The 12,873-nt window shown below is 47.6% G+C and carries 9 protein-coding genes and 1 pseudogene; all 10 read left to right on the plus strand.

What is annotated here, in order from left to right; all coding sequences use genetic code 11:
* The first annotated feature begins 194 nt into the window (after nt 1–194).
* The 10 genes and pseudogenes from AC0VZ8_RS05220 (at nt 195) to AC0VZ8_RS05265 (ending at nt 12,866) form a co-directional block, all read left to right on the plus strand.
* Complete coding sequence (locus tag AC0VZ8_RS05220; RefSeq protein WP_475486240.1) at nt 195–1,214, plus strand: Gfo/Idh/MocA family protein; 1,020 nt, start codon at nt 195–197, stop codon at nt 1,212–1,214.
* Nucleotides 1,215–1,481: 267 nt separating this feature from the next.
* A complete protein-coding gene (locus AC0VZ8_RS05225; protein ID WP_475486241.1) occupies nt 1,482–2,258 on the plus strand; it encodes a histidine phosphatase family protein in 777 nt (258 codons plus the stop codon).
* 192 nt (nt 2,259–2,450) lie between these two features.
* Nucleotides 2,451–4,979, plus strand: a complete 2,529-nt coding sequence (locus AC0VZ8_RS05230) for a GH39 family glycosyl hydrolase (protein WP_475486242.1) — start codon at nt 2,451–2,453, stop codon at nt 4,977–4,979.
* A gap of 175 nt (nt 4,980–5,154) precedes the next feature.
* Nucleotides 5,155–6,483, plus strand: coding sequence for an MFS transporter (locus AC0VZ8_RS05235; protein WP_260065010.1), 1,329 nt, complete (start codon nt 5,155–5,157; stop codon nt 6,481–6,483).
* 43 nt (nt 6,484–6,526) lie between these two features.
* Nucleotides 6,527–8,806, plus strand: a complete 2,280-nt coding sequence (locus AC0VZ8_RS05240; protein ID WP_475486243.1) for a glycoside hydrolase family 3 protein — start codon at nt 6,527–6,529, stop codon at nt 8,804–8,806.
* Nucleotides 8,807–9,067: 261 nt separating this feature from the next.
* Nucleotides 9,068–10,210 carry a WXG100 family type VII secretion target gene (locus tag AC0VZ8_RS05245; RefSeq protein WP_475486244.1) on the plus strand — a complete coding sequence of 381 codons (1,143 nt, stop codon included), beginning with the start codon at nt 9,068–9,070 and terminating at the stop codon, nt 10,208–10,210.
* Between the two features lie 577 nt (nt 10,211–10,787).
* Complete coding sequence (locus AC0VZ8_RS05250; RefSeq protein WP_475486245.1) at nt 10,788–11,135, plus strand: WXG100 family type VII secretion target; 348 nt, start codon at nt 10,788–10,790, stop codon at nt 11,133–11,135.
* 318 nt (nt 11,136–11,453) lie between these two features.
* Nucleotides 11,454–11,723: pseudogene (locus AC0VZ8_RS05255) on the plus strand (transposase); the annotation flags it as partial.
* 125 nt (nt 11,724–11,848) lie between these two features.
* Nucleotides 11,849–12,166, plus strand: a complete 318-nt coding sequence (locus tag AC0VZ8_RS05260; RefSeq protein ID WP_475486246.1) for a hypothetical protein — start codon at nt 11,849–11,851, stop codon at nt 12,164–12,166.
* A gap of 370 nt (nt 12,167–12,536) precedes the next feature.
* Nucleotides 12,537–12,866: a nucleoside triphosphate pyrophosphohydrolase gene (locus AC0VZ8_RS05265; RefSeq protein ID WP_475486247.1), complete on the plus strand. Its 330-nt coding sequence runs from the start codon at nt 12,537–12,539 to the stop codon at nt 12,864–12,866.
* The last annotated feature ends 7 nt before the right edge of the window (nt 12,867–12,873 follow it).

The raw sequence follows: 12,873 nt of genomic DNA on the forward strand, positions 1-12,873 counted from the left end.
CCTGCTGTTTGAAGTGCCGCAGGGGCGGGGGATCGATCCGCGATGATGACAAGTTCAAAGGCTGCCCATTTCGGGCAGCCTTTTTGCTGTTTTTTTTCGGTAATCCAAGTGTACGGCCAGCAGCACCTTGATCTATAATAGGTGACGTGGCATTCAATGGCAAAATTCAATCGCGAATGGAATAGGAGAACAGGATGATGAAACAAAAAATAGCCGTCATTGGCTTAGGGCACATGGGTCGGCATATGATTCACCGCTTACTGCCCCAATATACGGAGAAGATCGAATTGGTCGCCATTTGCGACAGTGATGAATCCAGTCTGCACCGGGAAGTCGCAGAAGCCGGGATTCATCCAAGGCTGTACACCGACTATCGCCAACTGCTGGGCGAGGTGCCGCTTGACCTGGTGTATATCGCGGTTCCGCCCTCCCTGCATTATGATGTGGCCCGGATCGCATTTGAGAAAGGTGTCCACGTCTTCTGCGAGAAGCCGCTGGCCAACAGCTTGGCTGAAGCCCGGAGTCTGGTAGAGCTGGCTGAGGAGTCCAACGTGCTCCATGCGGTTCATTTCTCGCTTCCGCTCGATCCGGCCGTTCTGAAGCTGCAGAAATTGCTTGAGGATCAGGCGATCGGCAAGATCCAAAGCATGTATCTGTACCTGGAGTTTCCGCAGTGGCCGAGGGCCTGGCAGCAGAATCCATGGATCACGTCAAGGCAACAGGGCGGATACCTGCTGGAGGTTGGCATTCACTGGATCCAGATGATCCAACAGGTGTTCGGGCCGATTACGTATGTGAAGAGCGAGATCGAGTTTCCGCCGGATTCGAATCAGTCCGAAAGCCGAGTCCAGGCCGTTCTGAGATTACATAATGATATTGAGATTCGCCTGTCGGGAACCGACCAACGGGAAGGGGAGGAGCGTGTCTCCCTGGTGGTCCACGGTGAGGAAGGAACCTTGGCATTGGAGAACTGGTGCAATCTGTATCGAAGCGGCAAGAATTCCGACTTGCAGCCTGTATCTGTGGACGACGTCGTCAGCCCGCTGCCGATCCTGAAGCAAATCATTCAGATTCTAAATGGAGAGCCCGGCCAGATCTATGATTTCCATGACGGGTATAATGCACAGGTTGTTTTGGAAGCTCTGCGTAAGCCGGGTGAGGGCTTTACGGATGTAAGGCCTCAGTTGATGGGACAAGGCATCAAGCTGAGGTGATCCATGGTGTTCGTGAGTGGGCCCTACCCTAGGGTGTGATGGAATGAAAAGATGGTATGGGTAATTATTTAACCTCTTATCCTGGAACAAGTAAATAATATTGAAATTTTTAATTAATTGATGACGCAAAAAACGATAAACCGCTGTCTCTCCGGGAGACGGCGTTTCTTTTTATAATTATATTTGGAAGCGCTTTCCGACATGTTTGTATTTCCGACGTTAAGCTTCCTTTCACTTGAAAAAGATATTACTTAGGGGGAATAGGGTATGGGTAAACTTAGAAATGTGCTTTTTCTTGCCGTTCTTTTATCTCTTGTCATTTCATTGGCGGCGTGCGGCTCGGATCAGGCTGCAAGCAAGGACAACACGGTTACTTTGTATATTACAAGGCATGGAAAAACAATGCTGAACACAAGCGACCGCGTGCAAGGCTGGGCCGATTCGCCGCTGACGGAGCCCGGTGTCACGGTTGCCAGACAGCTCGGAAGAGGATTGAAGGGGATTCCATTCGCTGCCGCATATAGTAGTGACAGCGGTCGGGCGATTGAAACGGCGAACCTCGTCCTTGAAGAGAGCGGACAAACAGATGTGAAGCTTACGACCGACAAGAATCTGCGGGAATGGAATTTCGGCAAGTACGAAGGGGACCTGAACGCGAATATGTGGAACGTGATTTTGCAGGGTTTAGGGATTACCGATATGAAACAGCTGGATATGAAGTCTGATATGGGGAAAATTGCTGACACGATTGCCGCCTCGGACGAGACCGGACAGGCTGAGAATTGGGAAGCGATCTCCACTCGCTTGAGAACGGCTTTGGATGAAATCAGCGAAGAAACAACCGAAAACGGCGGCGGCAATGTGCTTGTCGTTTCTCATGGCTTATCAATCAGCGCGCTCCTTCAAACGATTGATCCTGGCCAAGTTCCCCCCGCAGGTCTGGAAAATGCGAGTGTAACGAAGATTGTATACAAGGACGGTACGTACAAGATCGAATCCGTAGGCGATATGAGCTACGCTGAAAAAGGCGAAAAAGCAGAATAAAACGATAAATTACAATACAACAAGATGCCCTAGTCGCGGTCTTTAGACTTCGATCAGGGTAATTTTGTTTTGATTGGAGATTTGGGATCTTGCCGCCATTCTGTACCATGCGCTCAAATATTGAAGCATACTATTTTGTATAATGGACGATAGTACAAAAAAGATACGCAATCTTTGTCTGGGGGGACATCTTTGAAAACGTCCATCTTTGAATTGGTGGAGACAGCGGACGATCTGCCGTTTGATGTATCGCTGCACCGGGTAAATTACGTGCCGAGCCATTGGCATAACAGCGTGGAGATCATATTCGTGCTGTCCGGCAATCTGGAAGTCACCGTCGGAACGGAGCAGCACATGATAACCGAAGGCGATGTATTTGTGATCAATTCAAGCCATGTCCATGAGGTCATTGGGCTGGACATGAACATTATCGCCACGTTCCTTATTCCAATGGTGTTTTTGAAGGAAAACATTAAAGGTATTGAGGACATCCGCTTTGAGTGCAATTCTTCCACGGTCCGGCCGGAACAGAAAAGCGGGTTGAACCGAATCCGCCAGATGCTGGCAGAGATGGTCGAGCTGAAGCAGAAAAAAGGAGAGGCTTACGAGCTGGATATGGGCATCCGCATGCTGGCGGTATTTTCCATGCTCATTAAACAGTTCAAATCCTCCGAAACCGGCGGCGCGATGAACGAGAAATATATGGAGCGCATGCTCCGTATTATCAATTATATCGACGAGCATTACAATGAGCCGATCACCCTGCAATCGATCGCCAAACAAGAATTTTTGTCCGTACCTTATCTGTCCAAATTTTTCAGCGAAAATATCGGGCTTAATTTCCAATCCTATCTGACAAGCATCCGGTTGAAGAACGCGGTGGAGGAGCTGCTTCGTTATGAAGACCTCCCGATTGCTGATCTGGCGTTAAGCCACGGATTTCCCAATGCCAAATCGTTTTACACGGCGTTCAAAAACAAATACCGTATGACCCCTCATGAATACCGTAAACAGTATCGACCTGACCGGGAGACGGAAGCCAAAAAGCAAGACATCTCTTCGAATTATCTTCAGTTTAATCAATCCAGCGCACTGGGGATCATCCGTCAGTATTTACGGCGGACCGAATCGTTGGAGGTTGAAACGATCCAGGCAATCGAAACGAAGACCTATGAGGTGAACGCGGCCGCTCAGGGAAGAAAACTGAAGCATACATGGAAAAATCTCATCACGATCGGGAAAGCGCAGGAAGGGCTGCATGCCGATGTACAACAACAGCTGATCTATGTCCAGCAAAATTGTCCGTTTCGGTATTTACGCTTTCACGGGATCTTTGACGACGGGATGATGGTATATGATGAAGACGAGGAAGGGCGGCCGCGCTACAATTTCAGGCTGGTGGACCAGCTGTTCGATTTTATGCTGTTGATTGGCTTGAAGCCGTTCGTGGAGCTGGGATTTATGCCCTCCGCGCTGGCATCCGATCCCGGGAAGACGGTGTTCTACAGAGCCAGCTTTACGAGCCCGCCGAAGTCGCTGGATAAATGGTGCGGACTTATCGACAGCTTCCTTCGCCACTGCATGAACCGTTACGGTGCGGCGGAGGTCGAGAGCTGGAGATTCGAGTTCTGGAACGAACCGGAATTAAACGTATTTTGGCCCGGATCCGAACAGGAATATCATGAGCTGTACCTGGCCACCTACAGAACCTTCAAACGGCTATCCGAAGGACTGAAGATCGGCGCGCCCGGCCGGATCATCACCGTGACTTCGCCGGACACGGCGACGAATTTTTTCGCGTTTTGCCGGAAGAACGATTGTCTTCCCGATTTCATTCCGCTGCATTTTTATCCGCATGAAGAAATCGAAAAACGAATACAACAGGAAGAAGCGGAACTCAAGCTGGATGAAGATCTGTACCGGAAGCTGCTGGAGAAATTCGGAGGGATTTCGCCGAATCCCGATTTTCTTAGGGAAAGACTTGCGATCGAGCTGCAGCTGTTAACCGATCAGGGGTTATCCGGCCGTGAGGTTTATATGACGGAGTGGAACTCGACCGCCTATCACCGAGAATTGACGAACGATACCTTATACAAGGCCGCTTATATCGCCAAAAACATCCTCGATAATCTGGATGCCATCGACGGATTTGGTTACTGGGTGCTGAGCGACAACATCGAGGAGACGTTCCCGTCACCGCGTTTGTTTCACGGAGGGCTTGGGCTCATCGCCCAATATGGGATCCCGAAGCCCGCCATGCATGCGTACCGGCTGTTGGGCAAGCTGGGGGAGACGCTGATTGCAAGCGGGGACGGATATATCGTGGCCGCCCGCGGAGATACCATTCAAATCATGACGTATAATTACTGTCATTATGATGATCTTTACGCTCTCGGCGACACTTCGTTTATTGATGAAACGCACAGGTATAACGGATTCAAGGAAGAGAAAATCTTAAAAATCGACATCGCGCTTAGCGGGTTACCTCAGGGCGCGTACCGCATGGTTACCCAAACGATCACCCGCAAGCACGGCAGCAGCTACGACAAATGGGTGGAAATGGGGGCACCGGAATCATTGACGGCTGAGGATATCGCTTATCTGAAGGAGAGCTCCCCGTTAAGACAGGTCCAAGTCTTGAATGTGGAGAACGGGACGGTGATTGGCTCCACCTTGAAACCGCATGAGGTGCAGCTGATTGAATTAACGCCTATGGTATGAGCGGTATTGTACGTTGTGTCAATTTTTAAGCATTTCGGAAAGGTGGTTTTAAAACGCTTTCATAATGAGGTTAAGAATTACCCTATAAGTCTATAAACAACCGCCTGTCTTCATGAAGGCGGTTTCTTTTATAATTTGATTGTAATCGTTTTCAAGATAATGGGAGGTTATATAAATGGCTGGAGCTAAAGTAAAAGGACAGGTCAAAACCCCTTTTGGCCGATTGACTTTCGGCGTGATGTTGGGCTACGGCCTGATGATGGTCGCACTCATGACACCGGCGACACTGTTGTTGACATTTAAGATGATCGAGATCGATCCGGATGGATATACGTCGTCTTATGGGCTCGTGGCCGGTATCGGCGCTTTCTTCGCCTTGATCGGTAACCCTTTGGGCGGAGCGATCAGCGATCGGACGATCAATAAATTTGGACGCCGGCGCACCTGGATTTTGCTCGGGCCCTTGGTCGGCAGCGCCGCGCTCCTCATGATTGGCTGGACATCCTCGCTATGGCTCATCATCGTAGGATGGGCGGTTGCGCAGCTGTTCTTCAACTTTGGGATGGCGGCGTATACGGCGCTTATTCCCGATCAGGTGAAAGAAGAAAAACAAGGCACGATTTCCGGTCTGCTCGGCATGTCCTTACCGCTCGGGATCGTCGTCGGGATGGTATTGATGACATTGTTGACGGATGTCTCCTCGGCCGCGAAATGGACGCTTATCGCCGCGATCGGCATCGTGGGTCCGATCATCAGCTTGTTTCTCATTCAAGAAGGAAAAGTGGAAATTATCAGCGAGAATAACACGGTCGTGCCGCTCAGAGAGAAACTGAGCAAAATTTACCCTAGTCCGCGGCGGTTCCCGGCGTTTTCTTGGGCGGTCGCTTCGAAATTTCTCATGATGATGGGGTATTGCAGCAGCCTTTACCTCACGGTGATGCTCGTTAACCGGATGGGTTACACGGAAGCCCAAGCTACGGCCAGCGTGGCTAGCGTGAACATTATTTCCACGATTGCCATGTCGTTGACCAGTATTTTCGGCGGGGTGTTATCGGATAAATTCCGGAAGCAGAAACCGTTCTTGTATGTGTCTGCATTCATTATGGTGATTGCCGTACTGATATTTGCGTTTGTTCCTCATTATTTGGCTTATGTCATCGCATCCGCGGTGCTTGGTCTTGGATTCGGCTGTTTTTCCGCCGTCGATATGGCTTTGGTTGCGCGCATTCTGCCGCGGAAAGAAGACTCGGCCAAAGACTTTGGCATTATGAACGTGGCAAACGCCTTGCCGCAATCGATTGTTCCGGCGATTGCACCGCTTCTGTTAAGCGCAGGCACGTCGATTGGAATTGGCAGTTGGACGTTCTTCTACCTCGTCCTTGCCATATTCACGGCAATCGGCATGGTATCCATCAAGCCGCTGCCGGAAGTAGGCGAACCGGTAGCTACAGATAACGGAACCGAAGCTGTTGACAGCAGCCTTGCGCCTGCAACTATGAACTGAAGGTAAACTCGGATTAAAATAAAGAGAATCGGGGAGAGAAAACGTGAGAAACCATACTCTAGATACGATCAATAAGACAGAAGAAACCGTTCAATATGTAAAAAATCCCGGCGGCCCGACTTTGGGCTACAATCAGGAATCGGGCGTGGGCCTGATCGAGCAGGACGGCTTGTTCTTTAAAGATTTAAGCCGTGACGGCAAGCTGGACAAATATGAAGACTGGCGGCTGTCGCCGGAGGAACGGGCGAAAGACCTGGCGTCGAAAATGACGGTCGAGCAAATGGCCGGGCTGATGCTGTACAGCCGCCATCAGTCGATTCCCGCGCTTAGTAATGGCTGGTTTTCAGGCACGTATGGCGGGAAAACGTATGAGGAGAGCGGAGCGAAGCCTTGGGAACTGACCGATGAGCAGATCGCATTTTTGGTCAAAGACCATGTGCGGCACGTGCTTGTGACCACGGTAGAAAGCCCGGAAGTCGCAGCGCGCTGGAACAACAAAATACAGGCGTTTGCTGAGGGTACCGGTCTCGGTATTCCGGCGAACAACAGCTCCGATCCCCGCCACGCTTCGGATTCAAGCTCCGAATTCAACGCGGGTGCGGGAGGTCATATCTCCATGTGGCCCGAGACGCTGGGCTTGGCCGCGACCTTCGATCCCGAGATCACGAAGGAGTTCGGGAGGATCGCTTCCCGGGAATATCGCGCGTTAGGGCTAGCAACCGCCCTGTCTCCGCAAATCGATATCGCCACGGAGCCGCGCTGGTTCCGGTATAACGGCACGTTTGGCGAAGATTCGAAGCTTGCTGCCGATATGGCTCGCGCTTATGTCGACGGCTTCCAGGCTTCCGAAGGCGAACGGGAAATCGCGGACGGTTGGGGATATGACAGCGTCAATGCGATGGTGAAGCATTGGCCGGGAGGAGGATCGGGCGAAGCCGGCAGGGACGCCCATTACAGCTGTGGGAAGTATGCGGTGTATCCGGGAAACAACTTTGACGAGCATTTGGTGCCATTTATTGACGGGGCATTCAAGCTGGACGGCAAAACAGGGAAGGCGTCAGCCGTCATGCCGTATTACACGATCTCCTCCGGTCAGGACACCGTAAACGGCGAAAATGTCGGCAACTCTTATAATTCGTACCTGATTCGGGATTTGCTGCGCGGGAAATACGGATATGACGGCGTTGTATGCACGGACTGGATGATCACGGCCGACGTCTCCGGCCCCAGGGATTCTTTTCTGAGCGGAAAACCATGGGGCGTGGAGGATTTGACCGTGGCCGAGCGCCATTACAAGCTGCTGATGGCCGGGGTTGACCAATTCGGCGGCAATAATGAGATCGAGCCGGTGTTGGAGGCTTACAAGCTGGGGGTTCGCGAACACGGTGAAGCCTATATGCGGGAACGGTTCGAGCAATCGGCCGTCCGGCTGCTGAAAAATATGTTCCGCCTCGGTTTATTTGAAAATCCGTACCTCGATCCACAGGAGAGCGTCAAGCTGGTTGGGAACCCCGAATATATGCGGGAAGGTTATGAAGCACAGCTTAAATCGATTGTCATGCTCAAAAACAAAAATGGGGTGCTCCCGCTTCGCGCGAAAAGCAAAGTATACATCCCTAAACATTTTCTTCCGCCGGGAAAAGACTGGTTCGGCAATCCGACGCCGGAGAGCTACGATTATCCGGCCAACCTGGAGGTCGTCTCGAAGTATTTCGAAGTAACCGACAATCCGGACGAAGCGGAATTCGGCCTTGTCTTTATCGCATCACCGAAGTCCGGCACCGGCTACAGCCAAGAGGATGAGGAGCAGGGCGGGAACGGTTATGTGCCGATCAGCCTGCAATACAAGCCGTATACGGCGGAATATGCCCGAGAAGTCAGCCTGGCCGGCGATGAACACGGGAATGAACCGCGGAATCGTTCTTACAAAGGAAAAACCGTCATCCCGCAAAATACGACGGATCTAGATATGGTACTGGAGACGAAGGAAAAAATGAAGGGCAAACCCGTCATCGTGTCGATGCTGTTGAGCAATCCCACGGTTGTTTCGGAATTTGAAGCGGAAGTGGATGCCATTCTGGCGAACTTCGGCGTTCAGGATCAGGCGATGATGGATGTATTGACGGGAGCAGCCGAGCCGTCCGGGCTGCTGCCGATGCAAATGCCCGCCCATATGCGAACCGTCGAAGAGCAGCTGGAAGATGTCGCGCACGATATGGAATGCCATGTCGATTCGGAGCATCATGTATATGACTTTGCCTTCGGGATGAACTGGAGCGGCGTGATCGAGGATGAGCGAACGATGAAATACCGTAGAAGCTGATATTTTTAACATAAATAAGAGAGGAGCTGTTCCATTGCCATGATGATGGCTTTTGGGGCAGCTTCTTTGTGTTTATGGATGTTTGTGTAATCATAACAAAAGCTAGTCTTAACCAACGGAGGGTACCGATGAATGAAGCGATACCGTTTAACCGATTCTATGAGGTTGATCGGACAAAGGCGAGAAATTCAGGACCTTGGAATGTTTTCCAGTTATTTGTATTTGAGTATAATGGGCTTAGCAAATAATGGAGTGATATAAATGCCCAAAATCCAGATTCCACCCGAATTGCTGATTCAAGTTGCTGAGAAGTTCCGTTTACAGTCCCTGCAAATGGAATGGATGATAAGTTCACTGGACCATCAAATGAATACCATGCTGATGTGGGAGGGGACGACGCGGCAGCGTTTTTTTGAAGACTTTCATAGAGCCCGCAGCGAAATGACCCTGACGATTGAATATATGAATTCAATTAGTGATGAATTAAACCGCATTGCTTATCGATTTATATTAGTAGATGAAGAGCTATTGCCTCTTGCTCTGGTAGGCAGAAAAGAGGAGCCCAAAACTTGGCTTGAAAAGGCCTGGGGCAGCTTGAAAGAAATAGGAAACGGAATAATGGATGCTTCTAATGAGCGATATGATAAACGGTATTCTTCGGTGTGGAGCTTTTTGGATTACTGGACAGCTGGCATACCCAAAGGTGCTTACCAAGGTTATGCCGAAAGAGCTGATAAGCTATTTGATTCCCCGAATGACTTCGCCAATGGCATGACCTTTGGAGTGCATGGAACTATTAGAGAAGCTATTTTTCCTACAAAAGCTTGGTCTACAGAACATGTTGCTAGTATCATAGGAGCAGCAGGAATTGCTACGGGTGCAACAGTACCTCTTATGAAACCGAAAGATATATTGAGTCCAAGGGTTAAGTATGAAGTTAGAAAAGGTAATGATGGATTGAAGCGTGATGCGGGGGGAGATGGCGGTAAGGGAAGGACTGAGGGGAAGGGTAACTTTGAACAGGATTTATATCGTAAATCCTCAAATACAGGAGCATTCGAGAACCTCTCTGAGCCAATGCAATTAAGACACGTTGAAAAGATTGCTGAAGATGCAGGTATTGGATTAAAGGGAATAAAGATAGAAATAGTTCGAGATGCTGAATTGATAGGTAAGGACTTGTACGGGTGGGCTGACCCAAAAGGAAACAGGATATTGTTGTACCCCGATGCTTTTAGCAGTAAGGAAAACTTAGTTAAAACATTAGGACACGAGAGAATTCATATCTATCAAACTAAAACTTTTGGAAAGCCCCTAGTTTACGAGATGCTAATCGAATTTGAAAAAGGGGCATATGGCTCAGAAGACGCATGGTGGGAATATTTTAAGCGAAAGGGGCGGTAGTAATTGATTAACTCACATTTTAAGGACTGGATTAAGTTAACCACTATCATCACTAATAACAATACAAAAAGACATGAAATTGAATGTCCTAATTGCCAAAAACGTGGAATAGATTATCAATATGTCGGAGATATGAAGTCGAGAGTAGGATTTTTAGACATATGGTGCGATGTTTGTCTACACGGTATTCATTTATCTCGAACAAAAGCACCGGAACATGTATGTATGATTCCATTTGATGCGGCGAAAGAATACAAAGAAAGAGTACCTAGATTCACTCATATAGAGCCTTCGTAATCAAAAGCTCATACTTGATGAACTTTTAAAAGCTCTTTTCTACTTGAATTATAAGGAGGAATGAGCTTTTTTGCATGCTCAAGATGGAGACAGAGGTGGAACATTGAAGAAGGCTGGAATGACGGGAGGCTGAAATTTTTGGAGTGGAGCGAGCTACTGCGAACCCTTGGTAATGAATTTATCCCAATAAATGCGCTAGAAAGTTCTGATTCTCGGGAAATGTTAAATCCTCCTCCATGGCTTCTTGAACGGAAAGTAAAGAGATAATGGAGTGATAAAAATGCCCAAAATCCAGGTTCCACCCGAGTTGCTGATTCAAGTTGCTGAGAAGTTCCGTTTACAGTCCCTGCAAATGGAATGGATGATAAGTTCACTGGACCATCAAATGAATACCATGCTGATGTGGGAGGGGACGACGCGGCAGCGTTTTTTTGAAGACTTTCATAGAGCCCGCAGCGAAATGACCCTGACGATTGAATATATGAATTCAATTAGTGATGAATTAAACCGCATTGCTTATCGATTTATATTAGTAGATGAAGAGCTATTGCTTCTTGCTCTGGTAGGCAGATTACTGGACAGCTGGCATACCCAAAGGTGCTTACCAAGGTTATGTCGAAAGAGCTGATAAGCTATTTGATTCCCCGAAACTGAAGTAATCAATGCTGTTAAAGAAATTGGTGGTAAGCCAAGTATTGGTACTCGTGTTGACATAGAAGGTGTAAAAACACTGCACACTGGAACTGTCAATGGGGTTAAAATAGATGTTATTAAAATGGGCGATGATGTGATTTCAGCCTATCCAGTAGGAACAAAGCCGACACCAGGTTTTAAATAAAAGAAGGAGGTATTAAAATGTATGGTATTATCCCCTGATGGTAGACAGTGAAAAAAGAGGACATGTTACAATGAACTCAAACACTGGATACCGGAGGGGATTTTTGTTATGCCAGCGAAGAAAGGTCAAACTTTTAATCGATATAGTGAAGAAACGAAGAAAGAGGCCGTTCGTTTGCGAGTGGAAGAAGGTTGGGCGTACAGCCGGATTATGGAGAAGTTTGGAATTAAAAGTGAGAGCCAGATTATCACATGGGTACGTAAAAGCCAGAACGGAGAGAGTTTTGAGGATTACCGGGGACGCTGGACGAAGAAGCATTTTAGCAGTGCAGAAGAAGAAAATGCTTATCTGAAAGCGCAGGTAGAATATCTAAAAAAGCTCAATCCGAACTTACACGGGGCTATGACCAGTATAAGGAACTTGATACACTTTTAACAGATTTTCAAGATGCAGATAATTACTGGTATGACGTTGGTTGTTTAACTGCTGATAAATTAATTAAAATGTTTAAACAAGAAGATTGGAATAAGTTATCAGATGACCTATTGACAAAATCTCTAGGTTGGCAAAAAAATTTAGCTTATTGTTTAGGTGATGACTCCAATTTGGAAGAGTTAAAAATTTTACTAACTTTAGCGAGTGTTGAGGATGCTGATTTATTTGAAGTCTGTATTGACTCTTTAAGGAGTTTTACCAGTGAAGAAAATAGACGAATAATACGTGAAAACCGTTTTATTATAGAAAAAGTAAAGGGAATTATACCTGGAGCTGGCGTAGTAACAAGAGAAATATTTCATGACTTTCTTGATAATATAGAGTAAACAAAAATCAATAAACAATAGACGAAATAACGGGTCTGTTAAAATGACATGAAGGTTTCTTGAATTAGATGTACTCAATGTATGCTTTAATTTTATAACGTTAATAACGCTCTTACGTTACATTAATGGCTGTAGCTGCTAAAGCCTACAGCCTATTATTTTGCAGTGATACACACAAGTAGCCTAACAGCGATTGTAACGGGTAAATTAAATCGATGGCAATAAGACGTGGTTCAAGAGAATGCCTAAAAGTAGAGCTCCTCATCTAGGTAACTTATAAACTTCGTTTAACGCAAGGAAGCTTCTTCGAACGATATTTTGATATGATACAATGTAAATACATAATTAACCATGTAAAGGATGAGCATCTATGCCGGTTTACAATAAGTTAGTTCGGGATCTCATTCCCCAAGTCATTGAAGCTACGGGCAAAGAATTTCGCACACGGATCTTGGGTGAGGAAGAGTATAAGAAAGAATTGATCATAAAGCTCAAAGAAGAGTCGGAGGAATACTTTGCCGCTGAAAGTTCAAAGGAGTCATTGGAAGAGCTTGCAGATATACTTGAGGTTATCCGGGCGTTGGCGATCGTACATGGAGCAACATGGGAAGAGCTTGAAGCCTTGAGAGAGAAGGAGACGGAAGCTCGAGGCGGATTCCAAGAACGGGTGTATCTAATTGATGTCGACGACAACGCTTAATGTCAAA

The sequence above is a fragment of the Paenibacillus sp. QJM3NY_38 genome (assembly GCF_056173265.1).